Annotated in this window: 13 protein-coding genes; 6 read left to right on the plus strand and 7 right to left on the minus strand. The window is 71.7% G+C overall.

All coding sequences use genetic code 11. The features are described 5' to 3' along the window. Positions 1-23 precede the first annotated feature (23 nt). Positions 24-4733, plus strand: a complete 4710-nt coding sequence (locus tag ACFRU2_RS32610; RefSeq protein ID WP_382979084.1) for a HEAT repeat domain-containing protein — start codon at positions 24-26, stop codon at positions 4731-4733. Between the two features lie 66 nt (positions 4734-4799). Here the strand turns inward: ACFRU2_RS32610 and ACFRU2_RS32615 are convergent, their stop codons facing one another. From ACFRU2_RS32615 to ACFRU2_RS32645, 7 genes are all read right to left on the minus strand, one after another. Further along, complete coding sequence (locus ACFRU2_RS32615) at positions 4800-5615, minus strand: enoyl-CoA hydratase/isomerase family protein (protein ID WP_382979086.1); 816 nt, start codon at positions 5613-5615, stop codon at positions 4800-4802. Continuing rightward, positions 5612-6859, minus strand: a complete 1248-nt coding sequence (locus ACFRU2_RS32620) for a cytochrome P450 (RefSeq protein ID WP_382979088.1) — start codon at positions 6857-6859, stop codon at positions 5612-5614. The genes ACFRU2_RS32615 and ACFRU2_RS32620 overlap by 4 nt, the downstream gene beginning before the upstream one ends. A 103-nt stretch (positions 6860-6962) precedes the next feature. Next, on the minus strand, positions 6963-8378 hold the full coding sequence (locus ACFRU2_RS32625) for a cytochrome P450 (protein WP_382979090.1): 1416 nt from the start codon (positions 8376-8378) through the stop codon (positions 6963-6965). A 10-nt stretch (positions 8379-8388) separates the two neighbouring features. Then, a complete protein-coding gene (locus ACFRU2_RS32630; RefSeq protein ID WP_382979093.1) occupies positions 8389-8949 on the minus strand; it encodes an ATP/GTP-binding protein in 561 nt (186 codons plus the stop codon). A gap of 3 nt (positions 8950-8952) precedes the next feature. Continuing rightward, positions 8953-9345, minus strand: coding sequence for a DUF742 domain-containing protein (locus tag ACFRU2_RS32635; RefSeq protein WP_382979096.1), 393 nt, complete (start codon positions 9343-9345; stop codon positions 8953-8955). Then, the gene (locus ACFRU2_RS32640; protein WP_382979098.1) at positions 9338-10180 is read right to left on the minus strand and encodes a roadblock/LC7 domain-containing protein; all 843 of its coding nucleotides are present in this window, start codon (positions 10178-10180) and stop codon (positions 9338-9340) included. Before ACFRU2_RS32640 ends, ACFRU2_RS32635 begins: the two co-directional genes overlap by 8 nt. Continuing rightward, complete coding sequence (locus ACFRU2_RS32645; protein WP_382979100.1) at positions 10177-11412, minus strand: ATP-binding protein; 1236 nt, start codon at positions 11410-11412, stop codon at positions 10177-10179. Before ACFRU2_RS32645 ends, ACFRU2_RS32640 begins: the two co-directional genes overlap by 4 nt. Positions 11413-12482: 1070 nt before the next feature. Here ACFRU2_RS32645 and ACFRU2_RS32650 point away from each other — a divergent pair. From ACFRU2_RS32650 to ACFRU2_RS32670, 5 genes are all read left to right on the plus strand, one after another. Next, entirely contained in the window at positions 12483-13175 is a 693-nt protein-coding gene (locus tag ACFRU2_RS32650) for a hypothetical protein (protein WP_382979102.1), read from the plus strand. Positions 13176-13279: 104 nt separating this feature from the next. Further along, complete coding sequence (locus tag ACFRU2_RS32655; protein WP_382979104.1) at positions 13280-13732, plus strand: CPCC family cysteine-rich protein; 453 nt, start codon at positions 13280-13282, stop codon at positions 13730-13732. After that, positions 13729-14142, plus strand: a complete 414-nt coding sequence (locus ACFRU2_RS32660; RefSeq protein ID WP_382979106.1) for a hypothetical protein — start codon at positions 13729-13731, stop codon at positions 14140-14142. The genes ACFRU2_RS32655 and ACFRU2_RS32660 overlap by 4 nt, the downstream gene beginning before the upstream one ends. A 278-nt stretch (positions 14143-14420) precedes the next feature. After that, positions 14421-16217, plus strand: coding sequence for a non-ribosomal peptide synthetase (locus ACFRU2_RS32665; RefSeq protein WP_382979109.1), 1797 nt, complete (start codon positions 14421-14423; stop codon positions 16215-16217). A 4-nt stretch (positions 16218-16221) separates the two neighbouring features. Further along, entirely contained in the window at positions 16222-19734 is a 3513-nt protein-coding gene (locus ACFRU2_RS32670; RefSeq protein WP_382979111.1) for an SDR family NAD(P)-dependent oxidoreductase, read from the plus strand. Positions 19735-19789 lie beyond the last annotated feature (55 nt).

Consider the following 19789-nt stretch of genomic DNA (forward strand, 5'->3'; position numbering starts at 1 on the left):
AACCTCCTGGTTAGCATCCGAAGATGACGACGCCGGCAGACAAGCCCCTCCACGACGCCGTGCGTCGAGCCGACCTCGACTGGCCGGCCCGCCACCTCGACCCGCAGGTCTGCCCGCCGGCCGCCTTCGGACTCCTCGTCCGGCACGAGGATTCCCGGCTGCGGTACCTGGGACTGGCCCTGCTCGCCGAGCGCGTCACCTCGGGCCGGACGGGCGACGAGCACGAGATGGCCGAGCTGGCGGGGCTGCTGCCGGCATCGGTGGAGGGCACGCCGGAGGAGGCGCTCCTCCTGGCCCGGCTCCACGAACGACTCGGCCCGTACCTCCGGGGGCACCGCCGGCCGTCGTGGCGTACGGCCGGGCTGCCGGTACGGGTACGGATCGCCTGGCTGCGCGCCGAGATCCTGAACGAGCCCGCGGTGATCCGGAAGGAGCCCCCGGGCGAACTGCTCTACCAGGCCCTGCGGGAGACGACCGCCACCGGAGCACACCGGCCCGAGCAGCTCGTGAACGAGCTGGTGGCCAGCGGCGACCCGGTGGTGCAGGGGGAGGGACTGCGGCTGGCCCGGCAGGCACTGCACGCCGGCCTGCTGGCCCCCGTACGGGTACGCGCCCACGTGATCGGGCTCCTCGGCAGCGCCGGCCCGGCCGTCGTCGCCGCCGCACTGGAGGAACTCGCCGAGCCCTGGGCGGCGTTGGAGCCCCTGCCGGCGGGCCGGCTGGCGCCCTTCCTCGCCGCCGCATCGGCGAGCACACGGCCCGGGACCGCCGATGCCGCACTCACGGCCGCGGCCCACCACGGACACCGCGGCCTGCTCCGGCAGGTCGTCGACGATCCGGATCTGCCGCCGGGCCTTCGCCGGCGCGCGATGGAACGGCTCGGCGACCTGGCGGACCGCGGCGACATCGGCGCACTGACGGCGATCGCGGCACGGGATCCGCTGCTGTTCGGAGCACCCGCCGTGACCTGCCTGCGCGGGCTCCACCGGCGCGGGCACTTCCCGGACGCCCCGCACGTCCCGTCCGTCATCGGCCTGGCGCTGGCCGATCACTCGATTCCGCCCCACGAGGTCGCGACGGTCCTGTTCACCTGCCGCCACGAGACGCTCCGCGTCCTGGCCGACGCAGCCGCAGACGACCCGAGCTGGCCGCGCCGACTCGCCCTGCTGGTCGCCCTGGCCGGGCAGGGGGCGCCGGACCTGGAGATCGGGGACGCCGTCACCCGGGTCCTCCCCTCGGCCTCCGCGCCGGGGCCGTTCCTCGACGCCATCCGTGCGCTGCGGCACGCGGATGCCGAAGACGCCGTGATCGCCCTCCTGCCCTCGGCTCCCGCAGCGGCCTTGGAGGCCCTGGAGGCCATCGGCGGGCACCGGACGACGGCGGCGCTGAGGGAAGGGCTCGGGCTCGTCGCCGAGGAGGGCGCGGGAGGGATCGCCCCGCACCTGCGCGCCGTACGTCACCGCGCGCTCGAGGTGCTGTGGCACCTGACGGACGATCCGTCAGGGCGGCGCGCCCTTCTCGTCCGCCTCGATCCCGCCGATCTGCCGACGCGCATCGCGACGGACCTCGGCGGTCCGGACGAGCGGGAACTGGCTCTCCTGAGCTCCCATCTGGACCCGGACCAGCCGGTGGCCGCACTGTGCCGACTGGCCGCACACGGCGGCGCGGGCACGCTGCCGGTCATCGCGGACCTGCTGCTGCGCGTCGTGGCCGAGCTGGCGGCGTCCCGGGAACCGGGCGCAGCCGCCCCGTTCGGCGACGGCGTACAGCAGGCCGCAGCGCCGGCTGCGGAGCAGTCGTGGGAGCCGGTCCGACAGCAGCCCGGGGAGCCGGTGCTACCCCAGGAGATCCTGGACGCCGTACACGGCCTGGGCCGCCGGCTCCACGAGCGGGGGCGCATCAGGCCGGCCTGCCTGCTCGACGCGCAGACCCCGCACGAGGCGGGGCACGCTCTCGTCGCGACCCTGGCGCTCGATCTGCTGGACCGGCCCGGACTGTCGAGCGGCGAACAGGCGGTCCTGCTCGAACTGCTGCTCCGAGCCCCCTACGCGCGCACCCGTGCGCGGGTGCACCGCCTGCTGCGGCACCGCGACCGTCACGTGCGCAAGCACGTGATCGCCCTGCTCGCCCGGGAGGCCACCGGGGACGATGCGCAGGCCCTGTCGGCGACGCTGATCACGCTGACCACCGCCCAGGACATCCAGACCGTCCGGCAGGCGCTGCTCGCCCTCGGCCACGCACGGGCCCGCTGGGCCGCCACCGCGATCGCCGCATGTCTCGGCCACCCGAACATGAACGTCAAGAAGACCGCCGCGCAGGTCCTGGTCGGCGCGGGCACGCCCGCGGCGGTACCGGCGCTGCTCTTCTGGCTCGGACGCCACGACAATCCGGGCCTGCGCGGCACCCTCGTCGAGGCGTTGCGCGCCGTCCTCGGCGAGGCGTACCCGGCGACCGTCCTCGCCGCAGCCGAACACGGAGACCACGGCCGTACCCGCGAACTACTGCTGGCAGGCCTCGACGGCGCTCTGCCGGTGCGCTCGGTCCTCGCCCTGGACGAGCAGGCGTCACGGGTCGCCCCGACCCTGCTCGCCCTGGTGGCGAGCGGTCGCGTCGGCCTCTCCTCCGGGACGGTCGAGGACCTGTCCACGGTCCTGGCCCGGCACGGGATCACCACGGCCGCCGTCTCCCGGTCGGCGGCGGACACCGGAGCGCAACGCGACGTCGACGCGCTGGCGGCGGAGGGCTGGCACGCCCCGACCGCGCTGCGCCTCACCGCGCGGCACGAGCCGCTGCACGACTTCCGGCTGCGGGAGCTACGGCACCTGCTGCCGGACTGGCTGCGCCTGGCCGCCTCCGAACCCGTCGAGCGAGCTGCCGTCCTGCGGCTCACGCTCCGGCTCTGCCCCGCGCCGTGGACGGCCGGGGAACGGGCGGCCTTCGCCCGGTCCACCGCGGTCCTGCTCGACGGGCTCGCCGAGGCCCCGGCGGAAAACCGGCACGGCCTCCTGGCGGTACTCGAAGCGATCGCACCGACCCTGCCGGCGGTCGAGAAGCAGGCCGTCGCCGCGGCGGTACGCGCACTGCCCGGCGCCCCCGCGGACGGCCCGGCCACACTGACGCTGCTGCGGAGCCTCGGCGCGGTACTGGTCCGCGCCGACCTCGAACAGGCCATGGATTGCGCCCGGTTGGGCGCCGGACCGCGGCAGGCCGAGGCGGCTGTGCTGAGGGACGCGTTCGCCGCCCCGCACGCTCCCGCGAACACGGAGGCCGACGCGCAGGCCGAAGCCGAAGCCTGGCGCGCCGAGCTGGAGGCCGCGGTGCGCACACCGGGCGCCCTGGAGGAGTTCCGCCGACGCTGCCGCCATGACGAGGGCGTCCCAGGCCAAGGTGAAGGCGAAGCCCAAGCCCAAGCCCAAGGCTCCCGGGACCGTCTGACCGCGCTGATCGACGTCCACGCCTCGGCCGGACCCGAGGTCCGCGTCGCCCTCGTCGACTGGATGACGGAGATCCAGCCCCTCGACGCACCCCCGTGGACCATCGCCGAAACCGCCCGGGCCAAGGCGCCGCATCCGCGGACCGTGCGCATCGACGACCTCGACCAGCCCCGTTCGGCGGCATTGCGGGACCGTCTGCTGGCCATGCTGCAGGCACCTGCGCCGGACCGCCGGCACACCGCGGCCCTCGCGCTCCGCGCATGGCCCGAACTCGAGTGCGCTCTCCCCGTGCTCCGCGCGTACCTCCGGGGCGGCGTCGACGTACCCGTCGGCGAAGGCCTGGCCCGCGCCCTGAGCGTGATCGACGAGGCGGAACTCCGCGCGGACGGCATCCTGCACGACAGGGTCGCCCTCGTCGCATGCGAGCTCGATCCGTCGGCCCTGGAGCCGCTGGTCCCGCTGCTGCTCGAATGGTGGGAGCACGATCCGCCGTCCGGCAGCTCCGCGGCCGCGCAGGCACTGGGCCGGGTCCCCGCCGACGTGCTGGCGGAGCGGCTCGCGGACCGCCTCGACGCCGGCGCCTGGGGGTTCCTCGACCTGCTCGGCGGACGTCCCCTGCTGCGCACGCCCGCGCTGACGCGGACCTGCCGGCGGCTGCGCGCCGAAGGACGCGACGGCCTCGCCGACACCCTGCACCTCGTGGACGGTCCGCTGCGCCGCCCGGACACCGTGCGACAGGACGCCGACGCGCTGGCGGCGCTCCGCGACCGCGGCCCGGCCGCGTCCACGGCGGCGTACCAACCCCCCTCCCGGCAGCAGCTGTTGGACCTGGCCCGCACGGGCGACCCCGCACAGGTACGCCGAGCACTCACGCGAGTTTCCGAGGAGCACAGCGGCCCGGACGCGGACCCCGACCCCGGCCTGCGGGACCTGATCGGCACCTTGCTGCACCACCCCAGGCCCAAGGTCCGCCTGCACGCCCACCGGACCTCACGGGCCGTGCTGGACCGTCAGACCTACCTCCACCACACCTCGATCCTGCTGCACGACCCCCAGCCGGACCTGGTGCGCACGGCGATCCGTACCCTCTGCCACGCGACCTGGGCCCCCGCGATCCCCGCGGTGACCGGCCTCCTGGAGCACTCCCACCCCGTCGTCCGCCGGGCTGCGGCCGAGGGGCTCGTCGTCATGGGCGCCCCGGCGGTGCCGGCCCTCCGGCATGCCGCCGACCACGCCCGGCCCGACAAACGGTCCGTCTACACGGAGGTCCTCGAACAGATCGGGCAGGGCAGTGCGTAACGCGCGGCTGCCGCGAGGTGCCCGACCCGGCAGGGGGGTGGTCAGGTACCTCGCCGCGCGGTGGGATCAGCCCCTGGCGTGCGGCTGGAGACTGGCTGCCAGGAGGTGGGAGTCGAGCAGGGAGACGTCCGCCGTCCGGTCCGCCCGTGCGTAGCCTGCCAGCATGCGTTTGGTCAGGACGAGCGCTTCGGGGGAGCGCCGGACGAGCGGTCTGGTCCAGGCGTCGATCACCTTGTCCAGCTGGTCGAGCGGGGCGGTCCGGTGGAGCAGGCCGATGCGGTGGGCCGTGGCGGCATCGAAGACGTCGCAGGTGAGCATCAGCTCGCGAATCCTGGATGCGCCGACCTCGGAGACCAGGCGTCCCATCGCCCCGCCCCATGCCGGCGGCAGCCCTATGCCGACCTCCGGCATGCGGAAGCGGCTGGTGTCGGCGCCGGCGCGCAGATCGCAGAAGGCGGCGAGGGCGAGCCCCGCGCCGATGACCCGTCCGTGCAGCCGGGCGATGGTGACCGCGTGGGTGTTCTCCAGGGCCTGGCACAGGCGGTGTGCCTTGTCGGCGATCCGCCGCAGGCCCACTCCGGACGGATCGGCGGCCAACGCCTCCTGGTACTCGCCCCGGTCGGCGCCCAGGCAGAAGTCCGTACCCAATGACGACAGCGTCAGGATCCGGACGTCGGGTCTCTCGTGGAGATCGTCGAGCAAACTGGTGAGATCGTCCAGGACCGCGGAATCCAAGGTGTCGTCCAGCCCCCAGGGGTTGAGGCGGACGTGCAGTACGGGGCCGTCCTGCTCGGTGCTGATCGCCTTGGGAGCGGTCCGCACCTGTGTGGGGGTGGGGGTGGAGACGGGGGAGAGGGTGGAGATGGGGGTCGGGTCGGTCATGCGACTGCTACGTCCAGGTTCAGGAGTCGTCGGAACGCCACGCGGGGCGCCATCGACGGGGGGCGTACGAGGGTGAGGCGGGGGAGGCGCCGGACCAGCTGGTGGAGCAGGGTCTGGGCTTCGATGCGGGCCAGCGGTGCGCCGAGGCAGTAGTGGATGCCGCCGCTGAACGCGAGGTGGTCGGCGGCGCGTTCGGGGTCGAACCGGCTCGGGTCGACGTGCCTGGCCGGGTCCCGGTGCGCCGCTCCGATCATGAGGTGGACCATCTCGTCGCGGCGGATCTCGAAGCCCCCGAGCACGGAGTCCTGCGAGGCGACCCTGCTGATCACGTGGGTGGGCGGGTCGTAGCGGAGGGTCTCCTCGACGAACCCGGGCACGAGGTCGGGGTTGTCGGCGACCATGGCCCAGCGGTCCGGGCTTTCGACGAGCCGCAGCGCCATCGTGGAGAGGAGGGTCGCGGTGGTCTCCAGGGCGGCCAGCAGGACGAACAGCACCAGGAAGTAGACGGCCTCGTCGGCCTTGTCCCGGTCGGGCTCGATCGCGTCCCAGGTCTGGATCCACCGGGTGACGGGGTCGTCTCCGGGGTGGGAACGCCGATCGCGCACCAATTCCATGAAATACGTACGGAGTTCCGCCGTGGCCGCATCGGACAGGGCCAGTTGGCTGGCCGACGGCAGCAGCTCCTGGGTGAAGACCTGGTCGTGCGTCAGCTCTCGGAGCCGCGGCCAGTCGGCCTGCGGAAGTCCGAGCCAGTCACCTATGGTGGCCACCGGCAGTTCCTCGCAGACGAGTTGCGAGAAGTCCGCCTCGCCGGTGCGTATTCGTTCGGTGAAGGCGTCGAGGAGCTGATCAGAGGTCCGCTTCACGGTGTGGCCTATGCGCTCCACGGTGCCCCGGTCGAACGAGCCGGCCGCCCGTCGCACCGTGGTGTGGTCCGGGGGGTTGAGCGCGGCGAGGGTGTTGCCCATCTCGCGCGAGGAGGGAGCGTTCCAGCGCGTTCCGGGCCCCTGGCGTTCCCGCCACGCCTTGTCGGGCTCGAGCCATTGCCGGTTGCGCAGGATCTGGTCGCAGGCGGCGAACCCCGTCACGGCGAAACCGCCCCAGGGGGCGGGCACCACCTCGCCGCGCGCGAGGAGTTCGTCGTAGATCGGGAAGGGGTCGGCCTGCCCTCTGGCCGTCCGGAGACGGGAGAAGAGGGAGGCGGACGCCCGGCGGTCGTACGTAGGAGTTACGGCAACGCCCATATGGCGGCTCCTTTCTGAGAACCAGCCGCCATGCATACCCGCATGATCGTTAGCGCATCCACTACCGGTCAGTACTCAGGGAGTTACCAGAATCACACGTTCCTCATTCGCCCCTGGTCCAGGCCAGGAAGCGGCTGAACAGGCCGCCCTTGGGCTGCGGCGCGGCGCCGGCGTGCGGACGCGAGGGTCCGGCACCGGAGGGCGAGGGCGCGGCCGACTGGTGCTGGGCCGCCTGGTCGGCGTTCGACGAGTGCGAGGTGTGCGCCCCGGACGACCCGGCCGAACCGGACGACCCGGCCCCCTGGGCAACGGCCCTCGGGGTGAAGCGGATCGGAAGGGTGACCAGCGAGCGGCTCCACGGGCTCGGCGCCCACGTGAGCGCCTTGAACGGGACGCGCAGCTCGACGTCGTGGAGCTGGTTGAGCAGCGCCTCCACGGCCGTCACGGCGATCATGAAGGCCGGGTCCTTGGCGGGGCAGGCGTGCGGGCCCGCTCCGAACGCCAAATGCGCCTTGGCGCTGAGCTGTTCGCGGTGCTCGGTCAGCTTCGGGTCGGTGTTGGCTGCGGCGAACGAGACGAGGATCGGGTCGTTCGCCCGGATCACCCGGCCGCCGATCTCGACGTCGTGGGTCGGGTAGTGGGCCGCGTAGTTGGAGATCGGCGCGAAGTTCCAGAGGGTCTGGGAGACCGCGTCCTCGACCGGGAGACTGAGCTGCCACTCGTCCCCGAGGTACAGCGCGCTGCTGGTGCCGATGGCGGCGGTCAGCGGCGCGGTGCCGCCGGAGAGCAGGGTGACCAGCTGGTGCAGCACCTCTTCGTCGGTCAGCCCGGCCGAGTGCTCCATCAGGCGCGTCGTCAGATCGTCCGTCGGCCGCCGCCGCTTGAGGGCGATCAGCTCGGTGAGCGCCCCGCCCAGCACCTCGTCGGCCCCGGGGGTCCCCTCGAAGATGCCGCTGATGCCGGCGATCACGCGGTCGCCGATCTCGGGCGGGCAGCCGAACAGCTCGCTGAACACCAGCAGGGGCAGCGGCTGGGCGTACTCCGCCATCAGCTCCGCATGGCCGCGGATGTCGGTGCTGAACTGACTGATCAGGTAGTTGGCGGACTGCTGCGTCTGCCGGATGAGCTGGTGCTCGTTGACCGTGGCGAGACTGTCCGTGACGGCCCTGCGCAGCCGGGCATGCGCCGCACCGTCGCTGAAGAGCGCGTTGGGGCGGTACCCCATCATGGGCAGCGCCGGGCTGTCGGCCGGGACGCGGCCCTCGTTCAGGGCGTTCCAGCGGCGGGAGTCGCGCACGAAGGAGGCGGGGTTCTGCAGGACGTACAGCGCGGCGTCGTAGCTCGTGACGAGCTCGACCTGGACGTCGGGGGCGATGTCCACGGGCGCGCTGGGGCCGTAGGCACGCAGCTGGGCGTAGTGGCCGTCGGGGTCGGCTCCGAACGAAGGGCCGTACATCTGGACGTTCCCGTGCGCGGGGCAGCCGGGGGGTATCTCGTGCGGGTCACGTGGCTGTTGCATTCCTGCGCTCCTAGCCGAGTTGGGACATGAGGTGGGTCACGAGGGTGATGAGGGCCCGCGCGGAGGATTTCTCGTCCCGTACGTCGCACTCCACGACAGGGGTCTCGGCGCTGAGGTTCAGGGCCTCGTGCACCTCGTCGAGCGGGTAGTGCGTGGTGCCCTCGAAGTGGTTCACGGCGATGGCGTACGTCAGGCCGAAACGTTCGACGAGGTCCAGGACGGGGAAGGACTCGTGCAGGCGCTCCGGGTCGACGAGGACCAGCGCGCCCAGGGCACCCCGGGACAGCTCCTCCCACATCTCCTTGAAGCGCTCCTGGCCGGGCGTTCCGAAGAGGTAGAGCACCAGGGTGTCGCTCAGGGTCAGCCGGCCGAAGTCCATGGCGACGGTGGTGGTCGTCTTGTCGGGCGTGCCCGACAGATCATCGAAACCCACGCTGGCTTCGGTGATCTCTTCCTCGGTCCGCAGGGGCTCGATCTCCGAGAGACTGCCGATGCAGGTGGTCTTGCCGACCCCGAAATGCCCCACGATGAGGATCTTCACCGCATGGGAGACATCTGGATCCAGGTACACGCGTTACGCTCCGAATCGATTCTTCAGGCCTTCGAGCACGGCGCTGACCAGTTCTCTGTCGACACGTTCGGCGCGCGGTATCGGTGTCCTCGCGAGGATGAGCTCGTCCTCCTCCAACTGCGCCAGCAGGATGCGGACGACGCCCAGCGGCAGGTGCGTGTGCCCCGCCACCTCGGCCACGGACAGGAAGCCGTTCGCGACCAGGTCCATGACCCGCCCCGCTTCGGGAGACAGCGTGCGCGCCGCCACCTGTCCGATCTCCGCCGCCGCCGTCACGAGCGTCGTGTGCTCGTACTCGTGGTCCGGGGGCAGCGCCCGTCCGTTCGTGATCACGAAGAGGGGGACTAATGGAGACGTCAGCTCCAGCTCGTCGTCGTGTCCGAGACCATCAGGCATGGCCAGCCACCTTCCCCGGTGTCACCGTGGCGGTCAGTCTGGGAACCACCTCGTGCAGACGCGTGGTGAACTGCTCGATGTCGCAGTCGTGCTCGGCGGCGGCCGCCAGGAAGGCGTCGGGGCCGGCCGCCATCAGGAAGATCCAGCCGTGCTGGAACTCGATGACCGTCTGACGCCATTCCGCGTCCTCGATGACCCCCGCGAACTGGGAAGTGACCCGGCTGTAGGCGTGGATGCCCGTCATGGCCGCGGAGATCGTGTCCGCGAGGTCGCGGCTCATCCCGTTGGTCGCCCCGCGGGGAAGGCCGTCCGATCCCAGCAGCACGGCGTGGCGGGCACCCTTCACCTCCGACATCACCCGGTCGAGCTCGCCGAGTACGAATCCCGAGTCACCCGGTCCCGGCTGCCGGGGTACGTTCCCGCGCGGCCCTCCGGCGTCCTCGGTGTGCACCCGGGGCGGCGAGGTGAGGTTGTTGCCCAGCCGGGCGACGAGGCGGTGCATGCGGAAGGAGATCTGCTGCATGTCCACATCGGGCGCGGCCGCGGCGGCGAGGTAGGAGCCTTGCCCCGCCCCGATCAGGAAGCTCCAGCCGTGCGAGAACTCGATGATGGTCTGGTTCCACTGCCGGTCCTCCTCCGGCCCGGCGAAGTGGGCCGTCGCCCGGCTGAGCGACTGCATCCCGGCCATGGCCGCGGAGATGGTGCGTACGTCCTTCTCGGCCAGGCCTTCGGTCGCGCCGCGAGGAAGGCCGTCAGCGGACAGCAGGACGGCGTGCCGTGCACGGGGCACGTTGTGCACGATGTCCTCGAGCATCCACGACAGGTCTGCGGTCATGCCTCTTCGGGCCCTTCGAACGAGGTGGCGTCAAGGTTGCGGCCGGAGAGCGTGCCGCGCTGGAAGGCGCCGAGGCTGCGCCCGGAGGCGCGGCCCGTCTCTCCCGAGATCCGTGGCGCCGGCGCGGTGGTGTCGGGATCGGGGACGCTCGCGATGGGTGCCTGACGCGCGCCGCGCTTGGGAAGCCCGTGCATCGTGCGCGAGGTCGCGCTGTGCGGCACGGTGCTCTGCGGCGTCGTGCCGTGCGAGGTCGCGCTCTGCGGCGGCCGGTTCTCGGCGACCCGCCGGATCTCGCTGACCGGGGCCTCCTGGACGGGCGGAATCTCTTCCATGGTCCACAGCTCCTCGGGCAGGAGGACGACGGCCCGGACGCCGCCGTACCGGGAGACTCCGGTGACGTCGACCTTGAAACCGTGCTGACGCGCGATCAGGCCGATGACCGGGAAGCCGAACTTCGGCTGGGTCCCGAGCTGCGAGAGACGGGGGGCGACTTCGCCGGAGAGCAGCGCGGTCGCCCGCTGCCGCTCTTCGTCGTTCATGCTGACGCCGGCGTCGTCGATGACGATGCACAGGTTGTTCTGGACGCGCTGGAACGTCACCTCGATCGGTGCGTCGTGCTGCGAGAAGCTGGCGGCGTTGTCGAGCAGCTCCGCCACGGCGAGGGCGACGGGTGCGACCGCGGACGCCTTCAGGGCCAGACTGGTCTGCTGCATGATGGCGACCCGGTGGAAGTTGCGGATCTGGCCCTGGGCGCTGCGCACCACGTCGTAGACGCTGGCGGGCCTGTTGCGGCGGCCGAGCGGCGCACCGCACATGACGGCGATGCCCTGAGCCTTGCGCGCCATCTGGGCGTTGGCGTGGTTGACGTCCAACAGGTCGCTCAGGACGGTGTGTCCGCCGTACTTGCGCTGGATGCCGTCCAGGAGGGTCGTCTGCTCGGCGGCGAGGCTCTGCAGGAGGCTGGCGGCACCCTTGAGGACCGCCTTGGTGTTCTCCTCCGCGGCTTCCTTGGCTTCGCGGAGCGTGGCGTCCTGCTCGCTCCGGAACCTGTGCAGTTCGGCGCGCGATGCGTGCAGGTGGCTGTCCGCCGCGAGCAGTTGGTGCCTGAGTTCGGCCTCGGTGTGTTCCTTCTTCGCCCCCAGTGCTCTGTTGCGGGCGACGAGTGCCACGACCGCGACCACGGCTATCGCCGCCACCGCAACCAGGCACCACACAAGTGCGTCTCGATTCATGGAAACCTTTCCCGGCGCGTGCCATGCGGACGGCTGCAGATACACCTCGCGAGGCCCCGCAACACAGCTGATCGGCACGGTTCACCCGGTGTTGCGCGGTGATCATGCCGCCGATCCAAATCAGCATCTGCGTCAAATGAATCAAGATCACAGATGCCGGGATGCTATCACCGGATCTTCGCCTCCCCGGACGCCCGCTTTGGCACCCCATCCACCCAACCGGAGTGTCACTGGCGGGGGTTGACATGGCCTTTCGATCCCTCCGCATCGGCCGTCGGGCACACCCCGCGCCACCCGTCCGTTAAGGAGTTCTTCACGAGAGGAGCGGCGATCTCTCACATCCGTCCGCCCCGGGAAGGACTCGCCGGCAGAGGGGGCCCAGGTTGATTGGCGCTACGCGAATGTAAGGCTTTGCCCCCATATATCAACATCTCATCGGGATCGGGGGTCGGAGTACGGGATCCGAGACGGAGGCGTTCTCATCGCTATTGCCCCGCATTGTGAGGTGGACAAAAGGGTGCGGTGGCGCTGTGTTGATGACGTCGCCGTAACGCGAGCGGCCGAAGGGTCCGCACAACCGGATCCGCGAACCGGAAGGTGATCCCCACCGAAACGAAGGGCGCCCGCGGTGTCTCCCGTATCGCCCGGGAACTGCGGGACTTGAGGGAGAGCGGCCGACCGTACATCACAACCGAGAGGTGCGGCGGCACGCGTACACCGGCACATAAGAGGTGTCGGATCGAGCAACGGCAATGCAATGGCGGAGTCGTTCTTCACCGCACCCAACACAAATTGTTGAGTGGCGAACCATGGCCGAAAACACCGAAACGCGCAGGGCCGTTCCGATGGGCCGGCGGCCCCGTCGGCGGGCTCCGATCGCGGGCGCAGACTGCACGTACGGGGCCGTTCTCGTACGAGACGTCCTGCGCCGGGGGGCAGGGCCGCACATGATCGACTCTCGGCCTGACGGCGCGATTTCGCTCTTTCCCCCGCCACGGCCGTGCCGGTTCTCTTGGCTGGAGCGCCGACATGAGGCGACCACGTATCAAGAACCCGCCCCTGGAGGACTCATGGCACCGAACCCGAACCCGAACCCGAACGTGAACGCGAACCCGACTCCGACCCCGGCCTCGAACCCGGACTCGGCTTCGGACCAGGAGTGGAAGCTCGACGGCGGAACCGCGTGGATACGCCCCTCGAGCGACCGGGGCATCGTCAAACCGCTCGTCCTGGCCAGCAAAGCAGGACCGGGGGAGACGGACCTGGCCGCACTCCGGGCCCGGCTCTACTCCACCACGGACTCGTTCGGCGAAGCGCTGCGCGCCCGCGGCCACGACCTGATCCTGCTCGGCTTCAACGACGGCGCCGCCCCCCTGGCCGACCTGGCGGACACGGTCGTGGAAGCCCTCCGCCGCACGGCGGCCGAGCAGACGGGCGACGCCCCCTTCGCCGTGGGCGGCATCGGCAGGGGAGCCCTGGCGGTCCGCTACGCCCTCGCCGGGATGGAGTACCGCCAGGAGAACCACCGGGCGGGGACGTACTTCTCCTTCAACGGAACGGCGCCCTCCCCGGAGGAGCACACGGACCCGGCCCACCACACCAGTTGGCCGCAGATCCCGAAGCGCCTCAAGCTGACCATCGGCGAGGCCCCCGCCGCCCTGAGCGACGCCGACTTCGACGACACCACCGCGGCCCCCACGGACCCGAACGGCCTGCTCTTCCCCGGCGCCCAGGTCACCTGGCTCCTGAACCACCTGGCCTAGGCCGTCTCTTTCGGATCTTGTCGGGCCGACAAGATCCGAAAGAGACGGCCTAGGCCGCCGAATCCCGTTGGCGCACAGCCCGCACCTGCAACAACACTACTCAGGTGAGCGACTGCTGCCATCCCTGTCCCTGCTGCGGGCACCGCGTGCTGGACTCCATGCCCGGCTCCTACGAGATCTGCCCCGTCTGCTTCTGGGAGGACGACGGCATCCAGTTCCGCTGGCCGACCACGTCCGTCGGCGCGAACCGGGTCTCCCTGATCGAGGCCCAGCTCAACTACCGCACCTTCGGCGCCTGCGACGAGCACGGCCGGCAGTACGTCCGCCCTCCGGCCGAGGACGAACCCCTCGACCCCGCCTGGCGCCCCATCGACCTGACGCGCGACTCCTTCGAGGACTGGGACGCGGACGAAAGCGTCCCCTGGCCCGACGACCGCTCGGCACTCTGCTGGTGGCTCCCCACCTTCTGGCGCCGCAACCACCCACCGCAGCCGACCTCCACTCCGAAGGGTTCGCGCCGGGGCGCGGTGGGGGAGGAGACCGTCAGGGGCGGGTGAGACACCGGGGGGTGGCGCCGATGATGTTCGGGTACTCGGACGAGTGGTGGGTGCTGCTGCTGTTCCCGGCGGTGCTGTGGGTGCCGTTCGGGCCGTTCGTCATGGCCGGCCTGGGGGCGTGGTGCGCCTCCGCGCCCGGCCCTCGCGCGCGGCTGTGGTCGGCGCTGGTCCCCCTGGTCCCGGTGCTGACCTCGGCGTCCGTCATGACCTTCCCGCTGAGCCGATGGGACCGCCCGGTACGGGTCGACGGCGCCTTGGAGGCGCCGGAGCATCTGTACGACTTCCTCGGCTACCTGGCCGTGTACGTCGGGGCCATCACGGTGCTGCCCTGGCTGCTCGGCTACGGCAGCACACGCCTGCTGCGCTTCGCACGAACCCGCCGACACGGCCCCGGAGGCTCACCCGGCTGAGCGTATTGGCCTCGGCGGCCTCCCCGGCCAGGGCCTCGCGCAGGCCCGCGGCCGGCTCGGTCTGTTGGGTGACCTGTGTCATGCGCAGGTGTGTACGTAGGTCCAATGTCTTCGCGGATCTGGCGTGTTTGGATCTTGCCTGGATCGGGGGGCCTTCCGAAAGGGGGCGCGTCAGGCAGTCGGTGCGGACCTGTACGCGCGGTGGACGGAAGCGGCGTGCATGGCACCGGCCCGTCCACAGAGGCCCGTGACGAGATCTCCTGGACAGGAAGAGTTCAATGGTTGACATCCAGCGGCCGGTTCGGCACACCGGGTCGTCCACACGCTGCCTGAACGACATGTTCGCCGCGCACGCGGCGGCGACTCCGGGGGCGCCGGCGATCACGCAGGCCGACCGGACCCTCTCGTACGCCGAACTGCACCACCGGGCAATCCGGTTGGCGGCGCACCTGCGGGACCGGGGGGTCGGCCCCGATGTGGTCGTCGGCCTCCACGTCGAACGGTCCGTCGACATGCTCGTCGGCATGCTGGGCATCCTGGAGGCCGGCGGCGCGTACCTACCGCTGCGCACGGACGATCCCGCCGAGCGGGTGGCGGACATCCTCACGGACTCCGGGGCCGCGACCGTGCTCACCTCGGCGGCGACCCACGAGCGGCTCGCCGGTTTCGGCCGCGCGAGGGTCCGGGTGGACGCCGAGTACGCGTCCCCGGCGCAGGACGCTCCCGTCGGTCCGCGGCCCACGGCGGAGAACCTCGCGTACGTCATCTACACCTCGGGGACCACAGGCGCCCCCAAGGGCGTCGCCGTCCCGCATCGGGCCGCCGCCCGCATCGTCCGCACCGGCGTCTACGCCGACTTCGGGCCGCGGGAGACCTTCCTGCAGATCTGCCCGCTCTCGTTCGACGCCCACGTGCTGGAGGTGTGGGGCTCGCTCGCCAACGGCGGGCACCTCGTGCTCCACCCGGACACCCGGGTGTCGGCCGAGTCGGTCATGGAGGCCGTACGCGCTCACGAGGTCACCGCGCTGTGGCTCACCCCGACGGTGTTCAACCAGATCGTGGACGAGGGCCTGTTCGAGGGGAGCGGGCTGCGCCAGGTCATCGTGGGCGGCGAGGTGGTGTCGACACCGCACCTCGCCCGGGCGATGCGCACGACGGACATCCGGTTCTCCAACGGCTACGGGCCCACCGAGGCCGGGGTGTTCACCTGCTGCCGTGTCTTCGAAGAGGTCGACCTCGTGCATGCGCCGCCGCCCGTCGGCGCCCCGCTCCCCGGTACCGAGGTCTGGGTCGTGGACGCCGAGGGGAGGGAACTGCCCGAAGGGGAACTCGGCGAGCTGTACATCGGCGGCGACGCCCTGGGGCGCGGCTACCACGGCCGCCCCGACCTGACGGAGAAGGCCTTCGTCCCCCACCCGTTCGGCGGCGCGCCGGGCGAGCGGGTGTACAAGTCGGGTGACCTCGCACGGGTGTTGCCCGGCGGCCTGGTCCAGGTGATCGGGCGCATCGACAGCCAGGTCAAGATCCGGGGGAACCGGGTCGAGCTGACCGAGGTCGAGTCGGCACTCCTGGACGCGCCGGAAGTGAAGCAGGCCGCGGTGGTGGACAGGCAGCAGGGTGCCGAGCGGGTACTGGCCGCCTACGTCGTTCCCGCGGACGGCGCGGCACCCACCGTCGCCGAGTTGCGCGGCCGTCTTGCCCGGAGGCTGCCCGACTACATGATCCCCTCCGAGCTGTTCCGTCTGGACCGGATCCCCCTGACGGGCAACGGCAAAGCCGACCGCGCCGCGCTGCGCGACGGGGTGAACGGCACCCGTCTGGAGCTGGGCGTCGACTTCCGCCCCGCGGACACGGACGTGGAGGGCAGGCTCAGCGCGATCTGGGCCGACGTGCTGAAGACCCGCGCCGTCGGCGTCGACGACAACTACTTCGATCTGGGCGGTACGTCGATCTCGATCAAACACGCCCACCAGCGGATCCAGCAGGAGCTGGGCATCCGGCTCTCCCTCGTGTCGATGTTCGAATACCCCACCGTGCGGCTGCTGGCCGACGCGATCGCCAACTCCGAGGTGTAGAACAGTGAGCATTCTTCCGAACACCGGCCGCCCGGACATCGCCGTCGTCGGCATGGCCGCGGTCATGCCCGGGGCCCCCGACGTCGACGCGTTCTGGTCCCTCGTACGCGAGGGCCGCGAGGCCATCACCCATGGTTCGCCCCGGGTCGTGGAGGAGGCGGACACCGGCCGCCGCTGGGTGCACGCCCGCGGAGTCATGGGTGGGGTCAAGGACTTCGACGCCGAGTTCTTCGGCATACCCAAGCGCGAGGCCGAGGTGCTCGATCCGCAGCACCGGCACCTGCTCCAGTGCGCGTGGAACGCCATGGAGGACGCGGGCTACGACCCGTACCGGATCGCGGAGGACGTCGCCGTCTACTCCTCCGTCGGCCCCAACACCTACTACGAGGGACGCGACTTCGGTCCCCGCTCGGCGGCGGAGCGGATGCTCATCCAGCTCTCCAACGGCCCGGACACCCTGCCGACCCGCATCTCCTACAAGCTCGGCCTGACCGGCGAGAGCGTCAACGTCCAGTCGGCCTGCTCCTCGGCCGCCGTCGCCGTGCACCTGGCCTGCGAGGCGCTGCGCGAGGGCCGCGCAGGCATGGCGCTCGTCGGCGCCGCCAGCATCGGGACGGCCGACACCTTGGCCTACGAGCACCAGGAAGGGTTCATCCTGTCGGCGGACGGCAGCACCCGTGCGTACGACAGCAAGGGCTCCGGCTACGTCGAGGGAGACGGCGTCGGCGTTCTGGTGCTGCGCCGGCTCGTGGACGCGCAGCGCGACGGCGACCAGATCCACGCCGTGATCAAGGGCAGTGCGGTCAACAACGACGGCCGCGCCAAAGCGGGTTTCTCCGCACCGAGCGTCCTGGGCCAGTCGAAGGTGATCCGCACCGCACTGGAAGCGTCCGGCGTCCCGGCCGAGTCCATCGGTCTGATCGAGGGGCACGGCACCGGCACGCTCGTCGGCGACCCCATCGAGGTCCGGGGGCTCACCCGCGCCTACCAGTCCCTCACCTCGAAGACCGGGTACGTCGCGCTGGGGTCGGTGAAGGCGAACATCGGCCATCTCTGCTTCGCCTCCGGCATCGCCGGGCTCCTCAAGGCGATCCTGTGCCTCAAGCACGGTGAGATCCCGCCGATGGCCGTGATCGACGAACTCAACCCGGACATCGACCTCGACGCGACCCCCTTCTACATCAACCGCGAGCTCAGGCCGTGGGAGGCGGAGATCAGGCGGGCCGGTGTGAGCTGCTTCGGCATGGGCGGCACCAATGCCCACTTCGTGCTGGAGCAGGCCCCCGAGCCACAGCCGGCCACCGACGGGGCCGCCGCCGACGGCCCGTACGCGGTCCTGCTGTCCGGACGGACCGGGGAAGCGCTGGCGCAGGTCAGGGAGCGGCTGCGGGAATTCGTCGCTGCCCGGCCGGAGACCAGCCCGGGCGACCTCGCCTTCACCCTGGCCGCCGGTCGCCGGCCGCTGGCCCACCGGTGGGCCGCGGTGGTGGCTTCTACCGCGGAGCTGGAGCAGGCCCTCTCCGCACCCGGGGCCGAAGCCGCCGCCGGCCAGGCAGGCACCGCCGCGGACATCGCGCGCGAGTGGGCTGCCGGGGGGAATCCGGACTGGGCGGCCCAGTTCGAGGGCCGCGAGCCCCGCCGCGTCTCCCTGCCCACCTACCCCTGGCAAGGCGAACGCCTGTGGATCGAGCCTTCGGCGGCGGAGAGCGCCGGAGGCGCACTGCTGGAGCCCGAGCAGCAGGCGCCGCTGGCCGAATGGCTGTACCGGCCGGTGTGGACGAGGACCTCGCTCCCCCGTCCGTACCACCGGGGAGACCTGCAGGACACCGACGGCACGGCCCTGGTGATCGGTGACGGCCGCCCGATGACCGAGTCCGTCCGCGAGGAGCTCGACGCCGCCGGCCTGACCTGCGTCCTGGTCGAGCCGGGAACCGAGTTCGAGGCGGATCGGGAACGGCGCCACGTCCGCATCCGGCCGGCGGACGCCGAGGACGCGGTCCGCCTGGTGGAATGGGCGGTCGCCGAGGGCGGACCCATCCGCAAGGTCGTGCGGCTGAGTTCGTACGGTGGCCGGGCCGCCGGGCAGCACGAGGCCATCCGGCTCGGCGCGCTCAGTATGCTCAGCCTGGTTCAGGCGCTCGCCGGTGCGGCGCAGACGCCCGAGATCTGGGTCGTGACCGAGAACGCCCAGCCCGCTCAGGGCGAGGCGACCACGCTGGACCTGGAGGCCTCGGCGCTGATCGGTCTGTGCCGGGTCATCCCGCAGGAGCACAGCGGGATCAGCTGCCATTGCGTCGACTTCTCGGTGGGCAGTCCGCCCGCCGAGGTGATCCCGCGGCTGCTGGCCGAGATGTCCACGGGCCAGGACGAGCTCGAGGTCGTCTACCGCGGCGGTGACCGCCTGACGGGCACGGTGGAGCGGATCGCGGCCGAGCCCGGTGTGCCCGCTCCCCTCCAGACCGACGGCGTGTATCTGATCACCGGTGGTCTCGGCCGTATCGGTCTCACCATCGCCGAGCGGTTCGCCCGGACCACCCGCGTCCGGCTGGCCCTGGTCTCGCGTCGCGGCCTGGACCCGGCAGACGCCGGCCGGCACCAGGCGGTGCGCGCACTGGAGGAACTCGGCTCCGAGGTCCGGGTGTTCGCCGCGGACGTGGCGGACGAGCACCAGCTCGAGCAGGTCGTCAAGCAGATCACGGAGGAGTGGGGGCCCGTCAACGGCATGGTCCACGCGGCCGGCATCGAAGAGGGCCGAAACTTCTCGCTGCTCTCCGAGATGACCACCGAGCGGGCGATCGACGCACTGCGCCCCAAGGTCCCGGGCATCGCCGCTCTCGACCGCGCCACTCGGGCCCAGCCGCTCGACTTCTGCCTGGTCTGCTCCAGCCTCGACACGCTGCTCGGAGGCATCGCGTTCGGCGTCTACACCGCGGCCAACCGCTACCTGGACAGCTATGCCCACTGGCGGCGGGCCCACGGCGCCCCCTGGGTCAGTGTCGACTGGGATTCGTGGCGCTTCGACGACAGCGGTGGCGCGCGCATCGGCGCCGCCGCCGCCCGTACCGCGATCCGCCGCGAGCAGGGCGGTGAACTGCTGGGCTCGATCCTGGCCTTGGGCGAGGCCCAGTGCGTGGTGTCGACCGTCCCGCTGGAGGAGCGCGTCGAGCGCATCCGCCTCACCTTCGCGCGCAAGGAGGAGGCCGGGGAGCACGGCGGGGCGCACCGTGCGACGAAGGACGAGGTGGGATCGGTCGTACGGCAGATCGTCGCCGAAGTCGCCGAGGTGGACGAGGTCGCCGACGAGGACGAGCTCCTCGCGGTCGGCTGCGACTCCCTCGCCCTCCTCGAGGTGGTTTCGCGGGTGGAGCAGGTGCTTCAGGTCAAGGTGCCTCTCGCGCGGTTCTGGGGCTGTACCACCGTCGGCGAACTCGTCGACGTCGGCTGGGACAGCGTGCCCCGGCAGCCCGAGGAGGAGGCCGACGCCGGCCAGGAGGCGCTCCAGCACCTCGCCGGATAGTTCCGGCCGGACAGCCCCGCCGGGCAGCCCCCCCCGCCGGGCAGCCCCTCGCCCC

It is taken from the genome of Streptomyces sp. NPDC056883, assembly GCF_042788835.1.
Taxonomy (GTDB): domain Bacteria; phylum Actinomycetota; class Actinomycetes; order Streptomycetales; family Streptomycetaceae; genus Streptomyces; species Streptomyces stoeckheimensis.

Coding starts and splice junctions, on each gene's coding strand:
- ACFRU2_RS32610 (WP_382979084.1), top strand. CDS start 24: ATGACGACGCCGGCAGACAAGCCCCTCCACGACGCCGTGCGTCGAGCC.
- ACFRU2_RS32615 (WP_382979086.1), bottom strand. CDS start 5,615: ATGACCGACCCGACCCCCATCTCCACCCTCTCCCCCGTCTCCACCCCC.
- ACFRU2_RS32620 (WP_382979088.1), bottom strand. CDS start 6,859: ATGGGCGTTGCCGTAACTCCTACGTACGACCGCCGGGCGTCCGCCTCC.
- ACFRU2_RS32625 (WP_382979090.1), bottom strand. CDS start 8,378: ATGCAACAGCCACGTGACCCGCACGAGATACCCCCCGGCTGCCCCGCG.
- ACFRU2_RS32635 (WP_382979096.1), bottom strand. CDS start 9,345: ATGCCTGATGGTCTCGGACACGACGACGAGCTGGAGCTGACGTCTCCA.
- ACFRU2_RS32640 (WP_382979098.1), bottom strand. CDS start 10,180: ATGACCGCAGACCTGTCGTGGATGCTCGAGGACATCGTGCACAACGTG.
- ACFRU2_RS32645 (WP_382979100.1), bottom strand. CDS start 11,412: ATGAATCGAGACGCACTTGTGTGGTGCCTGGTTGCGGTGGCGGCGATA.
- ACFRU2_RS32650 (WP_382979102.1), top strand. CDS start 12,483: ATGGCACCGAACCCGAACCCGAACCCGAACGTGAACGCGAACCCGACT.
- ACFRU2_RS32665 (WP_382979109.1), top strand. CDS start 14,421: ATGGTTGACATCCAGCGGCCGGTTCGGCACACCGGGTCGTCCACACGC.